The organism is Parafilimonas sp. (assembly GCF_051953455.1).
Classification (GTDB): domain Bacteria; phylum Bacteroidota; class Bacteroidia; order Chitinophagales; family Chitinophagaceae; genus Parafilimonas.
The window spans coordinates 13,821-32,128 of the sequence record NZ_JBQCIT010000039.1 but is presented as its reverse complement, the minus strand read 5'-3'; the positions used below and the strand labels follow the sequence as shown (position 1 = coordinate 32,128).

Here is an 18,308-nt window from a genome sequence, read left to right as displayed (position 1 = left end):
CTTATTGAAGGATTATTAAAGCAAACTGGGCTTGAAATTTTGACTGAGGGTTTTAAAGTTAGAACACCAGATAATAATTTCTTTTATCCGGATGTGATTGTTTGCACCAATAATTTAAACCGCTATTTCACAAATGAGCCGGTTTTACTTGTCGAGGTTTTATCTGAATCCACCCGCAAATTTGATTTAACGGATAAATTCATTCAATACCAGAAAATTCCAACGCTGCAATATTATTTATGCGTTGAACCTGAACAGCAGGTTATCATTTTTTATTTCAAAACAAAAAGCGGGGAATGGATGACAGAAACTTTTACAAAAAATGAAAGTATTATTAATTTACCTGTACTTGATATTTCCTTTTCTGTAAAGGATATATATAATAATGCTTAACCAGGCCGTTCCATTTAATTCTGGTTATGAATCTTCGCCCGGTGCTGCTTCATAATCAGAATTATTGTTGTTGTTATTGTCTTTCTTGCGGAAAAGATCTGAATCACCAAACCTGTAGCTGAATGTAAGCCTTACTGTTCTTACATTCCAGCGGCGATAGCCATCCTGGTAAAAATCATCGGTGTCATAAATAGTTCCGAACTTACGTGTATTGAAAAGATCATTCACACTTAATGAAAGGGCACCGGCCTTTTTCTTAAAGAATTCCTTACGCACAGCTACGTCGGTGCTAAACTGCGCTTTATTTCTTCCCTGCGGTATTACCCGCGGGCCATCATAATCAGCAATTACCTGGAAGCCGAGATTATTAAACAACTTGCTTGCCTCCGTAACAATTTTATAATTACCTATAAGTTTGGCGTTATAATTAAACCCGCTGTTATTAAGGTTTAAATCACCTACGTTCGCTTTTGTAATGGAGTATTGCATGTTTGTATTAAAAGTAAAATCTAATGCCTTGGTAATGTTTTTCTGAAGCGTAAGCTCAGCGCCCCAGCGGTCTTCATAGCCGGCATTTATAAAAGTGCTGAGAATAGCATTAGGAGAAACAGCCGCATTATTTAATTGTTCGTACAGTGATTGCGGAATGGTATCGCTGTACTCTGTAACATCGCCTACATTATTCTTAAAATAAATTACACCGAGAAAGCTGCCGCTGTTTTCGGCAAATCTTTTATAATAATTCAACTCAAAAGAATTAGTGTATTCAGGTTTTAAAGCAGGATTGCCCTGTGAAATATTTAAAGGATCATCAATATCTATAAATGGGTTTACTTCCCAGAAACGCGGCCTTCTTATTCGCTTTGAATAATTAAACTGGATATCTTCCGACTCGCTTATATGCTTTGTAAGAAAGAAACTTGGAAACAATGCATAATTAAGGTCTTTAAAACCATTAGGAAATTTATAGCCGAAATTGAGATTGCTGTCAATCATAGAACCGTCAAGTTCCGAAAGCTCAACACGCAAACCCACCTGGTAAACAAACGATTTCCATCCATTGGCATAATTAAAATAACCGGCATTTACTTTTTCAGTATACTTCACATTATTACTTAAAGGAAGCTTTGTCTCATTCTCAGCCTGATCTATGGAGTATGTAGCAAAATTGCTTTTATTATGATTATAAAAGCTCCGTACACCAAATTCAATACGTTTGTTATCGTTTATTTTATGGCTGTAATCAATCTGGCCCACCACCTGGTATTCATCCGTTAAACCACTGTTACGCACACGGGTTACGGGTGCATAAGCGCTGCCATCAGGATTATAAAAATTATTTACGATGTAATCGCTGTTATCTCTTCCGCCTGTATTGTACGTTATATCTGCAGAAAGTTTATTATCAGGGCTATCGAATTTTCGTTCAAAGCTTAGCCTGCTGCTGCTTCTATTGAAATTACCGTCGCTCGTTGCTAAACGTACACCTGTATGATCCAAAACTTTGTCTGCATCATAAAACTCCTGGTTTTGTTTTTGATCACTGGCAAACTTTCCATTATGAAACCCCTGCATAAAGGATAAGGTGGTCTTATCATCAAGAAAATAATCAGCGCCAAACCTTACAGAATGAAACTGGCGGAGTCTGTTGTTATCAGTTGACTGGTTAAAATAATCTGTTATAAGGCCCTTATCTTTATTCTCACGGTATGTTTTTTCTGTAGCCGTGCCTTCACCCCTGTTATAATTGGCACTTGCAAAAAAGTTGAATTTCTTTGCCCTGTAATTTAGATTAAGGTTACCATTTAAAACGCCCGGTGTACCACCACCCACAGAGGCAATGCCATTAAGCCCGATGGTTTTATTTTTCTTAAGTATGATATTGATAATACCGCCTGAACTTGACGCATCATATTTTGCAGAAGGATTGGTAATTAACTCTACTCTTGCAATATCGTCTGCAGCAATCTGATCAAGCGTTAAAATAGTGGGCCTGCCATCTATAAATATTTGAGGCGTACTGTTGCGCAATTGCACATTACCCTCTGCATCAACTGAAACAGATGGAATATTTTTCATTACATCAACACCCGTTCCGCCCTGTGCGGCAATATTTTTTTCGACATTAAAAATCTTGCTGTCAATACCAAACTTCATGGCGGGCACAGCCTGCGTTGAAACCACCACGCTTTGCAACGTATTTGTTTGAACGCTTAAATTGAGCGGGCCAATATCAATGGCGTTGCCATTTTTAACGTAGTTTGTTAAATTTATTTTTTTTGAAATAGCAGCGTAACCTATTGATGTAACCTGGAGTGTAACCTCATTTTTTGAAGCAATGTTTTCTACAATAAATTTTCCGTCAAGGTTTGAAATATCTGATCTGTTAACTGTTCCAGACTGGCCTTTAAAGCTAATTGTAACAGTTGAGCCCGGTAATGCCTTTTGAGTAGCACTGTCCATAACAATACCGGTAAGCGTAATGCCTGTGTTTTGTGCCAACAAAAAACTGCTGATTAAAATAAATTGTAGTGAAAGTAAAAATGGTTTCATTAATAATTGCCTCATTTAAATTATGAATACAAGCATTACCGTGTAAAAGCAAACAAATATTATACTACTACCGGAATTTAAAGCTTTAAACAGCAGGACGAACCCTACAAATTTAACCAAGAACATTAGACACACCGGTCATACTGTCTTACATAACAAAACATTAAGATTTATTTCAATAATAGTGTTAAAATCAAATATTGAATAGTGGTTACTTTACGTTAACAGAAACGAATGCCAGATAGTTTTTACAAATAAAAAAAGCCGGCAAGCCGGCTCGAAAACAAAGTATATTATATAACTTAATAAACCCTTGGAGGACGTTCATTAATTTCAATTAATGTGCGTGTTACACGCACATCAAGCGCCCTTTCGCCATGAAGCAATATTTCCCTTAAAAGATCGTGTATAGTAATAACGCCTTCAAATTCACCGTTATCCCTCACTATTATATAGCGCCTGCCATGTTCCGCCAATAAATTCATGCAATGCTGAACAGAATCGTTTCCCTGCACTTCAGGCAAGTCTGTTGACATTACATCTTTCACTCGTGTTTCCCGGCTCGACCTACCCTGCAAAGCCACTTTTCTCGCATAATCCCTTTCGCTGAAGATCCCGGTTACATCATCATTCTCTTTTACTATAAGATAACTAAGGTTTACCTCGTTTAATTCGTTTAATGCATCAATTACCAAAGCACCTGCATCGATAAAATTATCGGGTGCTTTTTTTTGCCAGATTATTTCGTGAGCAGTCTTCATAATATATTCAATTTTAAAAGATAAGCAGTAAAATACGATCTGCTTGCAATATAAGTGTTGCTGCATTTAAAACCGGCTGCATTTAAAACTTTTTCAATATTCTGCAAAAATTTATTATATAAGCCCGCATCGTATGCAACAGGCCTGGTTTGGTTAAACAAATGCTGAATAAGGTTATCAACCTTTATATGCTTTAACCGCATTATTAGTGCAGGTAATAATAATTTTTTTTCCAAAAAAGGCGCAGTTTTATACATGCTTTATAAATTTCCCCGCCTTGCCTGTTCTCTTTCTATCGCTTCAAACAAAGCTTTAAAATTGCCTTTGCCAAAACTCTTTGCACCTTTTCTCTGAATGATTTCAAAAAATAATGTTGGCCTGTCTTCAACGGGTTTGGTGAATATTTGCAAAAGATAACCTTCTTCATCACGGTCAACCAAAATACCCAATTCTTTTAAAGGCCGGATATCTTCATCAATTTCTCCAACACGGTCAATCAAATCATCATAATAAACAGAAGGCACTTTTAAAAACTCCACGCCCCTGCTTTGCAATGCACTCACTGTTTCAACAATATTATCGGTTGCCAGCGCCACATGCTGCACACCTTCACCATTATAAAACTCGAGGTATTCCTCCACCTGGGATTTCTTTTTGCCTTCAGCCGGTTCGTTGATCGGAAACTTTACAAAACCGTTGCCATTGCTCATCACCTTGCTCATTAATGCAGAATATTCGGTTGAAATATCTTCATCATCAAACGATAAAATATTCCGGAAGCCCATTACATCTTCATAAAATTTCACCCATTTATTCATCTGGTTCCAGCCCACATTGCCAACACAGTGGTCAACATATTTTAATCCTGTGGAAGGTGGGTTATACTTGGTTTTCCATTCAATATAACCGGGCATAAAAGCGCCATTATAATTTTTTCGTTCAATGAACAGGTGCACCGTATCGCCATAGGTATGAATGCCGCTCATTATCACTTCACCATTTTCATCATTCAAAATTTCAGGCTCCATATAACTTACAGCGCCGCGTTTGATGGTTTGATACCATGCATCTTGTGCATCACTCACCTGCAGTGCCAATACTTTTATGCCATCTCCATGTTTATGAATATGCGCGGCAATGGGCGAATCTTTTTGCAAAGGCGTGGTTAATACAAACGTGAGCTTATTTTGCCTTAACGCATAACTGGTTTTATCTTTTGTGCCGGTTTCAGGGCCGGAATAGGCCAGGCTTTGAAAACCAAAAGCCGTTTTATAAAAATGTGCCGCCTGTTTGGCGTTGCCTACATAAAATTCAACATAATCAGTTCCCTGTAGCGGTAAAAAATCAATGGCAGCAGTGTTTGCTTTTGTAGCAATAGTTGCATTCATAAAAAATAGGTTTAAATGAAAAATAGAAAAAGAAAGGATTCAGAAAATGGGCTTACACCGCCATCATAGCAAGCTCCTGCATTAATAAACAATAATTAATGCGCTTATCAGCAAAACATTTATGTGGATAATCCGGAAGCATCGTTATTGCAAAGATGAATAATATTTTTGAATGGATAATACGCCGGGAGTTAATTAAAATGTTCCATTATTATGGAATTATTCATTTTAAAAATCTCATTTATTGTTTCTAAAAGATTTCTAACTTAGAACATTGAATCTTGAGGCGTATGAAACTGTTGTTTAATCTCTGTTTTATTTTAACCGGCTTTACCTGTTTTTCACAAAACAGTGCCGCTAATTTCATTGCTTTTAAAAAATTAGACAGCCGCAATATAACTGCCCCCGATACTTTAGCCTACCTACTTACAGCGCCCTATAATACAGAAATGGACAAAGTGCGTTCCATCTTTAACTGGATAACGGACAATATTGCTTATAACACCATTCGTTATAGCTTTCATTACCTGCCCCAAAACTCAAATGATAATGTGGAAGCTGATTATGATGCCGATTCTGTTTACAAATCGCTTGATGAAAGGGTTGCAAGAATAACGTTGAAAAGAAAATATGCTTTGTGCGATGGCTATGCCCGTTTGTTTAAAAGCCTTTGTGATTTCTCAGGAATAAAAAGCGTTGTAATTACTGGCTATGCAAGGGCAGGCTACAGCAGCCAGTTTGCCTGCAATCATAAATGGAATGCCGTGATGATAGACAGTAACTGGTATCTGCTGGACGCCACCTGGGCAAGCGGGTATTTAAATTTTTCAGGCACCGTTTTTCGGAAGGAATATAATGGCTACTATTTTTTATCGCCGCCAAAATATTTTATACAGGATCACTATCCTGATGATATAAAATGGACTTTACTAAACAACCCGCCAACGCTTTCGGAGTTTAACCGTTCACCTTTTAAGCAACCGGCTTTTAATTACAGAATCGTTTCTTACCAGCCATCGAAAGGCATTATCCGTGCAGCAGTAGGTGATATTGTAACGGTAACATTAGAAACAACGGATGATAGAAAAGCCCTTTTTTTATCTGACATAAACTCTGTTGATTCAGCGCATATCGCATTAATAGATTCCAGCCTTAGAGTGAATAAGCCTTATACTATAAACGGTAATAAAATAACAGCAAATTATATTGTAACCAGCGATGAAGCGCAATGGCTGCAGGTAATTTATAACAGTGAGGTGGTGCTCAGGTATAAACTCAACATAAAAAAGGAACCGTTTAATTATTCCCCGGTTATTATTAAGGATATCGTTAAGGAGTGATACATAAATATCTATAATTCTACTCTCTGAGCATTGCTTCTATTTCAAACGTGATAACCCAAAAGTTTCTTATCCGTCGCTCACACCCTTTTATTTTCAATATCCGGTAGCCTGGATTAATTAAGCATACGCATTTTCATGCGTACATCTTTTAACGGCCTGTCGTTACCGCCTTTTGCAACTGCGGCAATTTTATCAATCACTTCAAGACCTTTAATTACTTCACCAAAAACCGTATAATTCTGATCGAGGAACGGCGTGCCGCCGATGGTGTTATATATTTTACGCTGCTCATCGTTATAATAAAATCCCATATTGCCGCCCTGGCGAATGCCGCATTCAACCTGGTTTAAGAAATTGTTATCATTCGGCTTACCTTCTACAATATAAAACTGGCAGTTGCTGCTGGCCTTTTCAGGATTGTTGGTTCTTGCCATTGCCAAAGCGCCCTTTTTATGATATAAGGCATTATTAAATTCCGCGGTAATAAGACCGCCACCCGGTGCTTCTCCCATGCCCAGCATAGCAGCGCTGTCTGCATTTTTACTCTGTGGGTCGCCGCCCTGTATCATGAAGCCTTGTATAACACGATGAAATAAAAGGCTGTCGTAAAATCCTTCTTTTACAAGCTTTACAAAATTATCGCGGTGCAATGGCGTGGAATCAGAAAGTTTTACAACCATTGTTCCGTAATCTGTTTGAATCTCCACCAGCTTCTCTTTTGAAACAGGTATTGCTTTAGCTGATGTTACCGGTTTTTTAGTTGCTGTTTTTACGGCCGGCTTAGATTGCGCTATCGTAGTTGTAATAAATGCAAAGCTCAAAGCGGTCAATAACAATTTTCTCATAAATAATATTTAAAAACCCTGTTGTTCAAAGTAGAATAAAATATGGTCCTTTAAAAAATTTTCCTGTTCATGCAAAAGCATGGCTTTATGCTCTTTTAACTGTTTGAAATGAGGCCAGCCATCTGCATCCCTTCTTTCAAATTCATAATAACCGCTTGGGCTTAAAATAGTGCAGATAGCCACATGCATTAAATCCTGCTTTTGCTCCTTTGTTATTTTTTGTTTTATAAACCCTGTTTCCTGCATACCTATTAAAAACAGCATAGCTTCCATGTCGGGCTTTTTACCAAAGCGTTCAACGAGTTTTGCTTCTAAATTCCACCAGCGTTGCTGTAAATCATCACCTGTAATCATAGCGCGCAAAGGTAGCAGGGGTGTTGATGCAAAGTTTATATTTGCCCGAAATTTTAAGTTTTATGTTACAGGTGAATGTGCTGCGCCAGAAAACAGAATGGGTAAAAGAACGCCTTGCTGTAAAGAATTTTAAGCAGCCTGAATTAATTGATGAAATAATTGCTTTGGATGATGAACGTAAAAGATTACAGGCAGAATTTGATGCCACACAGGCCAAAATAAATGCATCGAGCAAGCATATTGGCAAACTGATGGCATCCGGAAATAAGGAAGAGGCAGAACAACTTAAAGCAGATGTAACAAACTGGAAGGCATCGCTTGAACCGATAAAAAAACAGGCAGCCGAAACAGAAAAAAAGCTGGAAGACACATTGGTATTATTACCTAATCTTCCTTCAGAAAAAGTGCCCAAAGGTGTTTCTGCTGAAGACAATGAAATTGTGCGTGAAACTGAAAAGCCAGCGCTGAACGGAAATGCTTTACCGCATTGGGAGCTCACCAAAAAATACAAGCTCATTGATTTTGATCTCGGCACCAAAATCACCGGTAGTGGGTTTCCCGTTTATATTGGCAAAGGTGCAAAGCTGCAGCGTTCCCTTATTCAATATTTTTTAGATTACAATACAGCGGCTGGTTATAAAGAAATCATTCCGCCTTTTGTGGTGAATGAAGATAGCGCTTTTGCAACCGGGCAGTTGCCAGATAAGGAAGGCCAGATGTATTTTGTGACTGAAGATGAATTTTATCTTATTCCAACATCTGAAGTGCCTTTGACCAATATTTATCGCGATACGATTGTAAAGTCCGAAGAACTGCCTGTGAAAATGACGGCTTACTCTCCCTGCTTCAGGCGTGAAGCGGGCAGTTATGGAAAAGATGTGCGTGGCTTAAACCGGCTGCACCAGTTTGAAAAAGTTGAAATTGTACAGATAGTTGAAGCAGATAAAAGTTATGCTGCATTGGAAGAAATGCTGAACCATGTGGAGCGCCTGCTGCAATCATTAAAATTGCCATACCGTATATTGAGATTATGCGGCGGTGATATGAGCTTTACCAGCGCGCTTACGTACGATTTTGAAGTGTACAGTGCTGCACAGCAACGCTGGCTTGAAGTGAGCAGTGTAAGCAATTTTGAAAGCTATCAATCAAACAGGCTGAAATGCCGTTTTAAAGATGAAAGCGGCAAAAACCAGTTGGTGCATACATTGAACGGAAGTTCCCTGGCCTTGCCAAGAATTATGGCTTCGCTACTTGAAAATAATCAATCAGAAAATGGTATTCAGTTACCGGAAGCGCTTTGGAAATATTTTGGGGATGAAGTAATTGATTAACGGGAACGGCAATTGTTAAACGTGAAAACTCCAGAATTTGATTTTTTTATAAATGTGTGAATTTTTAAGCAGTTAATTTCTAATGTTGAATATTGCTATGAGCTTAAAATATTCACGCATTAAGATTCATGTTTTATTTATTCATCTTCTTAGTTAAGCCGGATAAAAACCTTTGTACCCACGGGAACCATCCTGTATAGTTCTTCTACGTCCCTGTTACGCATGCTTATACAGCCGTCCGTCCAGTTTCTGTAACGGTCAATCTGGAAATCTTCATGTGGCCATGTGCCATGAATACCAATTCCACCACCAATTTTTGCTGATGCCGGCACAATGCCTGCATTTTTACGCGCATTGAATTTTTCATAGCTTGCCGGTGTGGGATAATCAAGCATCATCATCCTGTTCCATTTGGAATGAATTCTTTTTGAAACAATAGCAAAATTACCTTCGGGCGTTTTTCGGTCGCCTTCATACAGTTTATCGCGCATGTCGTTACTGCCAAATACAACAGGGTAAGTTACCAGCCAGCCTTTGCGGTCAAAAACCTTTAACTCATACCGCGTTTTATGTATAACAATGTAATAAGGAGAGTCATATATCTGTGCAGGATGAAAAGAAGTGCACAGAAAACAAGCAAGTAATAATGCAGTAACCAATTTTAGTTTCTTCATTTTCCCACCCATACATTACTATAACGACAAACAGCTTCTTTGAGTGTGCAGTCAATATATTTTTTCTGCCGCTATATATACAACATTTGGAAAGTTCATAAACTTTGCAAATGTTTGCTAACAAAAAATATATGGCAGATCTAAAGCTTAATAAAGCAAGTACCAGGGCGCCTGAAAAATTTGATGAAGAAGAAACAAAGGCAGCATTGCCTGCCATATATGAGGAGCTTGATGAATTGCAGAATGTTTTGTATGCGCAAGGCAAATATGCTGTGCTTATAGTTTTGCAGGGAATGGATGCCTCAGGCAAAGACGGGCTTATAAAAAATGTATTCAGTTCTGTAAACCCGCAGGGCATAATAGTACAATCTTATAAAGTGCCTACAGCAGAAGAACTGTCGCATGATTTTTTATGGCGTATTCATAAGCATGCGCCAGCCAAAGGCATGATACAGGTTTTTAACCGCTCTCATTACGAAGACATAATTGTAACAAGAGTGCATAATATGATTGACGATAATACGGCATCTAAAAGAATGAAGGCAATTAACGATTTTGAAGAATTGCTCGTTCATCATAACAATACCGTCATATTTAAATTCTATTTGCATGTTTCGCAGGAAGAGCAACACAAACGGCTTGATGAAAGGATTCAGGATAAAACAAAACAATGGAAGTATAATGAAAATGATTTTATTGAAGCCGCTTTAAGAAAGGAATATTTAAAAGCGTATGAAGACTGTTTTAAACACTGCAATAAGGTTAAATGGACAATTGTTCCATCAGATCAAAACTGGTATAAAGAATACCTTGTTGCCACAACCCTGAGAGATGCATTAAAGGAATTAAACATGCAATACCCGGGTATAAAAAAATAAGGCAATGTGTTGGTTGAATTAGAGAAACAATTTACATTCACCATATATTGTTAACCCAAAAAATACTTTTATGGGGTTTTTAAAAGAATTTAAAGAATTCGCTGTAAAGGGCAATGTAGTAGACCTTGCTGTTGCAGTAGTAATTGGCGGAGCTTTTGGAAAAATCGTCAGTTCCCTTGTGGACGATATTATTACGCCGGCCATTCTTACACCTGCCCTAAAGGCGGCCAATCTTAGTAATCTCAGTGAACTTGTTATTCCGGGTACAGCAATCAAATACGGTAATTTTCTTTCGCAAGTGATTTCATTTATCATTATTGCATTTGCATTATTTCTCATTATCAAAGGTATAAATGCAACTAAAAGGAAAGAAGAGGCTGCCCCGGCTACACCGCCTGCACCTTCCTCCACCGATCAATTATTAATGGAAATTCGTGATGAGCTAAAGAAAAAAACATAACAGGAATCCTGCCTGATAGACTGTGTAAAACTTGCTTTCGCATTGTATTATTCTCTGTTTACATTGCGGCAGTTTTACACAGTGTCTATTTATAAAGCATTATTGTGAATACGGAAAATTATCAAATAAAATTACCGCAGTTTGAAGGGCCTTTCGACCTGCTGTTATTTTTTATTGAGCGTGATGAAATTGATATTTATAATATCCCCATCAGTAGAATAACCAAAGATTTTCTTGATTATATACATCATCAGGATAAATTGAATATTGAGCTAAGCAGCGAATTCATCCTCTTTGTGTCAACATTGATGCGTATTAAGGCAAAGATGTTGCTGCCGCGAAAAGAGCTGGATGCTGAAGGCAAAGAAATTGATCCGCGCCAGGAGCTGGTTGATAAAATCCTTGAATACAAGAAGTTTAAAGAAGCTGCCGCACAAATGGCTGAAATGGAAGCCACCCGCATGCTGATGATGAAACGTGGCAACCTGCAGCGGGAGCTTTCGCTGGTGGGTGAAGAAGCTGCAGATGGCACGGAAATTCAAACCATTACCTTATTCAGACTAATGAAAGCGTTTGAGCGTGTGGTAAAACGCATGAACGAACGCAACAATAAGCCTGTTCATACCGTAATCCGTTATAATTATACTATTGAAGAAAGCCGGGCCTTTATGCTCGGCCTGGTTGAAAAACAAAAAACAGTTTCATTTGAAAAGGTTTTTGAATTTTGTGAAAACCGTATTCATGCTATCTTTCTTTTTCTTTCCATGCTCGAACTGGCACAGCAGAATTATATGAGCATCCTTACCGGCGAAGGCCGCAATAATTTTATATTAGAGTGGAATGAAGAAAGAAAAGAAGACACAATTATTCAACCGTCAGAAGTGCCTGCGTCTTAATTCAATTATTTATATTCCATCTGGAGATGTCTTTCAAAGGGATATTTATTTTCATCAAAAATATAACGGTAAGTAACCATGCGCCGGCTTTGAACAGCGCCAAGGCTTTTATAAATATTTATCATTTTAGGGTTCCAATCGCCGGCCCAGCCCATTTCATAGCGATCATACCAATCATTTGGCTGAATTACTAAACTGGCCTCATAAATCATAAAAGAATCAATTCCCAATGCCTGGAATTTTGGAACAATCCCAAAGGCCACTCCTGTAAATATGCGGCATTTATTGTTTTTTTTCATCCATAATAAACGCAGCTTTTCAATTAAGCCAAGCCTGCCGTTAAAATGCTTAAAGTATTCATTAAGATCAGGAATATTAATCCACATGGCAATGGGCTCATCCTTATAATAAGCAAACCATATAAGCCGTTCATCCATTACTGCCTTCATCTTATTAAAAAGTTTCATTACATCTTTGGCTGCAATTTCTTTGGCTTCGCCATGCTGCGCCCAGGCAGCATTATATACGGTTGCGAACTCGTGCGCATGCTTTTCAAGGTTCTTTACACTGATATGTCGTGCTGCATACCCAGGCTTATTTTTGAATTTGGCATAACGTTCAGGAAAGCGGTCAGGAAGTTTATCCTTAACGCCCATAGCATAATAATACTGGTTATAATAATTTTTGAACCCGTAATTTTCAAATAGTTTTTCATAGTAAGCCGGGTTGTAAGACATACCATAAATTGGTGGCTTGTCAAATCCTTCTGTCATTAGTCCCCACCATTTGTCGCGGTCTCCAAAATTTATCGGCCCGTCCATGGCTTCTGTTCCTTTATTTTGAAGCCATTCTTTGGCGGCATCGAATAAAACCTTTGCAGCATTATTATCATTAATACAATCAAAGAAACCAACGCCGCCGGTTGCAAATTCGGTTCCGGCATTTATATATTTTTTGTTAGTGAAAGCTGCAATGCGGCCAATGAATTTGTTACCATCTTTTAAGATCCAGCGTTTTGCTTCCCCATATTTAAAAGATTTATTTTTTGAAGGATCAAAAACATCGTTCACTTCGTTATTTAAAGGACGTATATAATTAGGGCTATTCCTGTTTAGAAGCACATTTACTTTAATGAAATCTTTAGCTGTTTCCGCAGTATTAACTTCAATTAATTGCATAATGCGAATGTAGTAAAAACAAAATAGGAGTTTTGAGGGATTTAAAAACATCCGGAGATGCAGCATGTGATGTTTATCTGCACTAATGGCAAAAACATTTAAAAAATACTAACAGCAAATAAAGAAGGCCGCCTTTCCAGGCAGCCTTCTTTATTATAAGAAATTACATTAATACTATTGATCCTGAACCACGAATACAATGTTTTGCTTTTGGCGATAAATAACATTACGGCCATTCTGAATGGCGGGTTGCCATTTGGGTCCTTTCTTAATTACACGAACAGCTTCATCACCACAACCATAACCCGGATCATTAAGTGCCTTTACTTCAGAAATACTGCCATCCTTTGCCACAAGGAAAGAAACAGTAACAGTATATCTGCCCGGAGGGGCACCATTATCTGCAGGAACCTGGCTGTTTAGATTACGTGTAAGATATTTACTCCAGTCACCGGGGAACTTAGCTTCCACCTGCACGCTCGTAAATTCTTTATCATAATCTTCCGTAGCAACCTTGGGAGCTTCTACTTTACCTGTTCCTTTTTCCACAGGTGCTTCAACCACATCAGATTTAATACCTTCCTGGTTAAAAGCTCCGATTTTAGTATCCTCAAGCTTTTCCTGTTCAGGTGGTTTTTCCTCCGGTTTTACTTCTTCGTCCTTTACAATTTTAGGAGGAGTGAATTTAGTAACCTGCACTTTGGGCGGCTCTTTTGGCGGTGGCGGCGGCGGAGGTGGTTCATCTTTCTTCTCCGGCGTTTTAATGTCTTCCAACACCACATCTTTTACCTCCATTTGCTTAGGCTTACCTTCATCAATTTTTTTTGCTATTGCCGAACCAATGAAGATAATAAGGCATACAGCAAGCATAGTGATAAGCGCCCTTACCATACGCTTGTTATAGCTCTTTCTTAATTCATAAGCGCCATAAGCTTTATTCCTTCCATCAAAAAGGATGTCCAGAATATCGGCATTCATTATCTTATTTGCTTCCATTACTAATAAAGTTTAATTCTTAGATGCTTAATGCTCTCAATTCCATAATCCTATTGCTCAGGCGGAGCTTCACCTTCTGTTATTCTTACATACCTGTCTTCCACAGGGGAAATATCCACAACAGCATAACGCTTAACAACATTGATACTCATTTCATCCAGAATATCGATAAAGTTTTTGTAGGTACTTTCGTCATTCGGCTTTATTACCACCACCAGGTTTGTATCCGCTTGTTGCTTTTTATCCATGATAACTTTGCGGATATCCTTGAAATTGGAAGATTTAAAATTGGAAGCATCCGGAGCAAGCTCACCTTCATAGTAGAATATATTATTATCTTTTCCAAGAAGGAGTGTTAATGCACCCGACTGTTTGATTTTATTCTGATCTTCTTCTTTTACTTTATCATCAGGTAAAGCAAGGCGCATTGCCGTTGGCTGGCTGATGGTTGTAGTAAACACAAAGAAAGTAATCAGCAAAAAACCAAGATCAACCATTGGTGTTAAGTCAACCCTTGTGGAAAGCTTTTTACTTTTTTTGACGCCGGGACCTTTTTTGTGGCCGCCGCCGCCCGAAGTATCCATTTCTGCCATAACACAATTATTTTAAATTAAAAATATTATTCTCCACCGCCACCGCCATCTTTCCTGCTCATGTTCAACTTATACAGATCAGTACCTTCGGGAACACCAGAAGGATTTGTAACCATCTGGAATTTGAATTCATCATTCTTTTTAAAGGCAGTAAGAATGTTTTTAAATACAGGGTATTTAGCTACGTTATCACCTTTTAAAATCAGGTCCATTTTTGATCCCTGATAGGCTGTTTTAGCTGCCCTTATCCATTCAATCATCTGGTTGTTGGTAGTATCCTGTGCGGGAATGCCCGAAGGCAGGTTTTTTGCGGTAATTTGCTCATTACTCAGCTTTGCCTGTGCTTTTAACTGAGAAAAAGGAACACCTATAAAAGGTTGCCTAACCAGCCTGTCCACCTCCTCGTTTGTAAGGCCCAGGTTGTTTCGCTGGTTAACCTCCTGAATCATGGTTTGTTTCTTGGTTCTGTCTTCAGCATTATCGCTTACAGACAAATAAACCTTGCCATCCTTATCCAGGGATATCATTACAGCATTCTTATCAGGCACAAACTTATTGGCAACAGACGTTGGTGTTGAAATGGGCACAGCCTCAGAAGGCTTTGGCTTCGTTGTTAAAATAAAGAAAGAAAGAAGCAAAAACGCCACATCACACATAGCGGTCATATCAACAATGGTGCTCTTTCTTGCAATTTTCGGTCTTGCCATTTTATAAAGTTTATTTTAGTATAAGTGTAAGATGCGTTTGAAAAAAAATTCCATAACCTTCTTATCGCTTATCTATAATTAGATGCAAAACTTTGTGTTAAAGTAAATCCGGATTCATCAATACCATAAGTAATAGCATCGATTCTTGTGGTAAACACGTTATACATAATAATGGCAACTGCGGAAGTACCGATACCTAAAGCTGTATTATACAGCGCTTCAGAAATACCTTGAGAAAGGTGAGACGAAGCATCTGCACCACCGGTTTCAGCCAAAGAGGCAAACGAACGTATCATACCGATTACCGTACCCAACAAACCTAACAATGTTGCAACAGAAGCAATAGTTGAAAGGAATACAAGGTTTTTTTCCAGCATGGGCAATTCAAGTGCTGTTGCTTCTTCTACTTCTTTCTGAATATTTAATACTTTTTGTTCAGTGCTTAATTCCGTATTAGTGATCATTTCTTTATACTTGCGCAGGCCGGCCTTCATTACATTGCCTACTGAACCTTTTTGCTTATCGCATGCTGCAATAGCCTTATCTACATCTTTATTAGCAAGATTGTATTGTACAGTGCGGATAAATTCAGAAATATTGCCGGTACCTTTTGCTTTTGTAACTGTAAGTAATCTTTCTATTACAAAAGTTATAACAGTTAAAAAGCAACCTATCAAAATTGGTACGATAATACCTCCCATGTACATGCGGGATATTGCTGTAGTAGGGCCCTGGTGATCTGGCCAGAAACCGCCACTTTTATCCGGTTGCGTGAAGTTTGCATCATTCCCTATCACAAAGCGCCAGATTACATACCCAAGAATAAGACAAGTAAGGGGTGCAAGCCATGAAATAGAGTTACGAGATCTTTTAGGTTGCACTGAAGTAGCGCTCTTTGCTGCTGCCGTAGCAGTCGGTCTTGTTTCAGCCATAACAAAATTGATTTTAATTTTTAAACTTTTGTTTTTCGTTTTTTACTTAAAAATTTTTGATCACACATTGCTCAAGCAATCACTATAATGTGCTTTCAAATGGGGTTGTAAATTAGTTAAATTCTTTAAAGCACCAACTTTTCGCAATTTTATTTTTATTTTTTTTCTGATATACATTTCCCCGGCCATAAATCCAATAACCTATTCATATATTATTACAACCACTAAACTGTAAATTTGTTAATGATAATGAATAAAATTGTAATAGCAATATCAGGGGCCAGCGGCGCTATTTACGCAAAGCTTTTACTGGATAATTTAATGAGCCTAAAAGCGCAATATGAACAAATAGCTGTTGTAATAAGTGACAACGCAAAAAAAATATGGCAAGCAGAACTACATAATGAGGATTACAAAAATTACCCTGTACATTATTATGATAAATACGATTTTTCTGCCCCTTTTGCATCCGGCTCCGCACAATATAATATTATGATTGTGGTTCCGTGCAGCATGGGTACACTTGGCCGCATTGCTTCGGGCGTAAGCGATGATCTTGTAACACGTGCTGCAGATGTAATGCTAAAAGAAAAACGCAAGCTTATCCTCGCCGTTCGCGATACGCCTTACAATCTTATTCATATAAGAAATATGGAGGCGGTTACACTTGCCGGCGGCATTATTTGCCCTGCCACACCATCTTTCTATAGTAATCCAAAAACAATTGAAGAAGTTGCTTTAACAGTAGTTAACCGGCTTATTGACCTGGCCGGCCTTCATTCAAAAAGCTTTCGATGGGGGGAATAGTTTTTTTATAAACTGCTGTATCATTATATTATATACACGCTTGCATCAGCTTAAAACAATGTTAGATTATAAATGCAGCCTATAGAAACAATTTCGTTACAATAGCCGCTATTGAATAAATACATGAAATAATAAAGATGCCTTTTGCGGTTTGGTCTCGGCGCATATTAAGATAAATAGTAAGTAATACCACATTAGCAAAAAGCGCAAAGGTTGCAATGGCAGATAAAATTGTTTTTTGCAAACCAATTACGTGAATAAAATCCGCAATTGTATAGGTAGGATAAAACTTCCAGAAATAATAACCAAGCAGCCCAAAAATGGGTGCTATAATGCCAAGAATAACCCCGAATAAAAGTGAGTCTCTTTTCAAAGCTTTTGGGTTAATGCTTTTTGCAATTTTGTTTTCAATTCATAATTGGTAAGATCGAACTGTACCGGCACAACGCTTACATAATTATTTTCCAAAGCCCATACATCCGTATCTTTTCCTTTATCAAAATTTTGAAATTCACCGGTCAGCCAATAATATTTTCTGCCCGTGGGATCGTGGCGTTCGTCAAATCTCTCTTCATATTTTGCATAAGCCTGCCGGCATACTTTTAAACCTTTAAGCAGCTCTTTTGGTGCAATGGGTATATTTACATTCAGGCAGAGATGCTTATCAATTTTCTTACTTATAATCTGTTTAACCAGCAGGTTGGCGTAATAGGCAGCGCCGTCAAAATCAGCTTCAATGCTATAATCCAATAAAGAAAACCCGATACTTGGAATACGCTCAATAGACGCTTCCAGTGCGGCACTCATAGTACCCGAATAAATCACATTAATAGAATGGTTCGCACCATGATTAATGCCGCTTAAACAAATATCCGGTTTGCGGTGCAATACTTTATCCACGGCAAGTTTCACGCAATCAACCGGTGTGCCGCTGCATTGATAGGCTTCAATATCACCAAATGCTTCTACTGCCGCTAAACGCAAAGGATGGCCGATGGTAATAGCGTGCCCCATGCCGCTTTGCGGTTTATCAGGCGCAACTACCACTACTTTCCCAAGGTCTTTAACAGCATTGGTAAGCGCCTTTATACCCGGCGCTGTAATACCATCGTCGTTTGTAACAAGAATAACCGGTTTTTCTTTTTTTGAGTTTTTTGCTTTTGCCATAAAAGGACTGCAAGATAAAATATGTTTAAGGTTTGAATGCTTAAAGTTAGGC

General features: G+C 38.2%; 20 protein-coding genes. 7 read left to right on the top strand and 13 right to left on the bottom strand.

The annotated features are described in order from the left end of the window. Positions 1 to 393: Uma2 family endonuclease (locus ACTHN6_RS15120; RefSeq protein WP_440436606.1), on the top strand; the 393-nt coding region annotated here is incomplete at its 5' end. Between the two features lie 24 nt (positions 394 to 417). Here the strand turns inward: ACTHN6_RS15120 and ACTHN6_RS15115 are convergent. The 3 genes from ACTHN6_RS15115 to hppD form a co-directional block, all read right to left on the bottom strand. Next, positions 418 to 2,946, bottom strand: a complete 2,529-nt coding sequence (locus ACTHN6_RS15115) for an outer membrane beta-barrel protein (protein WP_440436605.1) — start codon at positions 2,944 to 2,946, stop codon at positions 418 to 420. 302 nt (positions 2,947 to 3,248) lie between these two features. Continuing rightward, a complete protein-coding gene (locus tag ACTHN6_RS15110; RefSeq protein ID WP_440436604.1) occupies positions 3,249 to 3,707 on the bottom strand; it encodes a CBS domain-containing protein in 459 nt (152 codons plus the stop codon). Positions 3,708 to 3,967: 260 nt separating this feature from the next. Continuing rightward, complete coding sequence (hppD, locus tag ACTHN6_RS15105; protein ID WP_440436603.1) at positions 3,968 to 5,095, bottom strand: 4-hydroxyphenylpyruvate dioxygenase; 1,128 nt, start codon at positions 5,093 to 5,095, stop codon at positions 3,968 to 3,970. Positions 5,096 to 5,385: 290 nt separating this feature from the next. Here hppD and ACTHN6_RS15100 point away from each other — a divergent pair, with 290 nt between their 5' ends. Beyond that, complete coding sequence (locus ACTHN6_RS15100) at positions 5,386 to 6,435, top strand: transglutaminase domain-containing protein (protein ID WP_440436602.1); 1,050 nt, start codon at positions 5,386 to 5,388, stop codon at positions 6,433 to 6,435. Between the two features lie 116 nt (positions 6,436 to 6,551). Here ACTHN6_RS15100 and ACTHN6_RS15095 read toward each other — a convergent pair whose 3' ends face one another. Together ACTHN6_RS15095 and ACTHN6_RS15090 are read right to left on the bottom strand one after the other, a co-directional pair. After that, positions 6,552 to 7,283 carry a peptidylprolyl isomerase gene (locus ACTHN6_RS15095; protein WP_440436601.1) on the bottom strand — a complete coding sequence of 244 codons (732 nt, stop codon included), beginning with the start codon at positions 7,281 to 7,283 and terminating at the stop codon, positions 6,552 to 6,554. 9 nt (positions 7,284 to 7,292) lie between these two features. Next, positions 7,293 to 7,637 carry a hypothetical protein gene (locus ACTHN6_RS15090; RefSeq protein WP_440436600.1) on the bottom strand — a complete coding sequence of 115 codons (345 nt, stop codon included), beginning with the start codon at positions 7,635 to 7,637 and terminating at the stop codon, positions 7,293 to 7,295. 41 nt (positions 7,638 to 7,678) lie between these two features. Here ACTHN6_RS15090 and serS point away from each other — a divergent pair, with 41 nt between their 5' ends. Then, positions 7,679 to 8,968: a serine--tRNA ligase gene (gene serS / locus ACTHN6_RS15085; RefSeq protein WP_440436599.1), complete on the top strand. Its 1,290-nt coding sequence runs from the start codon at positions 7,679 to 7,681 to the stop codon at positions 8,966 to 8,968. Positions 8,969 to 9,117: 149 nt separating this feature from the next. Here serS and ACTHN6_RS15080 read toward each other — a convergent pair whose 3' ends face one another. Next, the gene (locus tag ACTHN6_RS15080) at positions 9,118 to 9,642 is read right to left on the bottom strand and encodes a L,D-transpeptidase family protein (protein ID WP_440436598.1); all 525 of its coding nucleotides are present in this window, start codon (positions 9,640 to 9,642) and stop codon (positions 9,118 to 9,120) included. 131 nt (positions 9,643 to 9,773) lie between these two features. Here ACTHN6_RS15080 and ACTHN6_RS15075 point away from each other — a divergent pair, with 131 nt between their 5' ends. The 3 genes from ACTHN6_RS15075 (at position 9,774) to ACTHN6_RS15065 (ending at position 11,876) form a co-directional block, all read left to right on the top strand. Continuing rightward, on the top strand, positions 9,774 to 10,520 hold the full coding sequence (locus tag ACTHN6_RS15075) for a PPK2 family polyphosphate kinase (RefSeq protein ID WP_440436597.1): 747 nt from the start codon (positions 9,774 to 9,776) through the stop codon (positions 10,518 to 10,520). A gap of 70 nt (positions 10,521 to 10,590) precedes the next feature. Next, positions 10,591 to 10,980 carry a large-conductance mechanosensitive channel protein MscL gene (mscL, locus tag ACTHN6_RS15070; RefSeq protein WP_440436596.1) on the top strand — a complete coding sequence of 130 codons (390 nt, stop codon included), beginning with the start codon at positions 10,591 to 10,593 and terminating at the stop codon, positions 10,978 to 10,980. Between the two features lie 104 nt (positions 10,981 to 11,084). Continuing rightward, positions 11,085 to 11,876, top strand: a complete 792-nt coding sequence (locus ACTHN6_RS15065) for a segregation and condensation protein A (protein ID WP_440436595.1) — start codon at positions 11,085 to 11,087, stop codon at positions 11,874 to 11,876. Between the two features lie 5 nt (positions 11,877 to 11,881). Here the strand turns inward: ACTHN6_RS15065 and ACTHN6_RS15060 are convergent, their stop codons facing one another. From ACTHN6_RS15060 to ACTHN6_RS15040, 5 genes are all read right to left on the bottom strand, one after another. Next, a complete protein-coding gene (locus tag ACTHN6_RS15060; protein ID WP_440436594.1) occupies positions 11,882 to 13,054 on the bottom strand; it encodes a hypothetical protein in 1,173 nt (390 codons plus the stop codon). A 174-nt stretch (positions 13,055 to 13,228) separates the two neighbouring features. Next, positions 13,229 to 14,050 (bottom strand): energy transducer TonB, encoded by an 822-nt coding sequence (locus tag ACTHN6_RS15055; protein ID WP_440436593.1) that lies wholly within the window; start codon positions 14,048 to 14,050, stop codon positions 13,229 to 13,231. Between the two features lie 50 nt (positions 14,051 to 14,100). Continuing rightward, positions 14,101 to 14,643, bottom strand: a complete 543-nt coding sequence (locus ACTHN6_RS15050) for an ExbD/TolR family protein (protein WP_440436592.1) — start codon at positions 14,641 to 14,643, stop codon at positions 14,101 to 14,103. Between the two features lie 26 nt (positions 14,644 to 14,669). Beyond that, entirely contained in the window at positions 14,670 to 15,350 is a 681-nt protein-coding gene (locus ACTHN6_RS15045; protein WP_440436591.1) for an ExbD/TolR family protein, read from the bottom strand. 68 nt (positions 15,351 to 15,418) lie between these two features. Further along, positions 15,419 to 16,282 carry a MotA/TolQ/ExbB proton channel family protein gene (locus tag ACTHN6_RS15040; protein ID WP_440436590.1) on the bottom strand — a complete coding sequence of 288 codons (864 nt, stop codon included), beginning with the start codon at positions 16,280 to 16,282 and terminating at the stop codon, positions 15,419 to 15,421. A gap of 249 nt (positions 16,283 to 16,531) precedes the next feature. Here ACTHN6_RS15040 and ACTHN6_RS15035 point away from each other — a divergent pair, with 249 nt between their 5' ends. Beyond that, positions 16,532 to 17,089 carry a UbiX family flavin prenyltransferase gene (locus ACTHN6_RS15035; RefSeq protein WP_440436589.1) on the top strand — a complete coding sequence of 186 codons (558 nt, stop codon included), beginning with the start codon at positions 16,532 to 16,534 and terminating at the stop codon, positions 17,087 to 17,089. Positions 17,090 to 17,168: 79 nt separating this feature from the next. On the opposite strand, the gene ACTHN6_RS15030 is transcribed toward ACTHN6_RS15035, so the two are convergent. Then, entirely contained in the window at positions 17,169 to 17,462 is a 294-nt protein-coding gene (locus ACTHN6_RS15030) for a hypothetical protein (protein ID WP_440436588.1), read from the bottom strand. Next, positions 17,459 to 18,256, bottom strand: a complete 798-nt coding sequence (gene surE, locus ACTHN6_RS15025; RefSeq protein WP_440436587.1) for a 5'/3'-nucleotidase SurE — start codon at positions 18,254 to 18,256, stop codon at positions 17,459 to 17,461. The genes ACTHN6_RS15030 and surE overlap by 4 nt, the downstream gene beginning before the upstream one ends. Positions 18,257 to 18,308 lie beyond the last annotated feature (52 nt).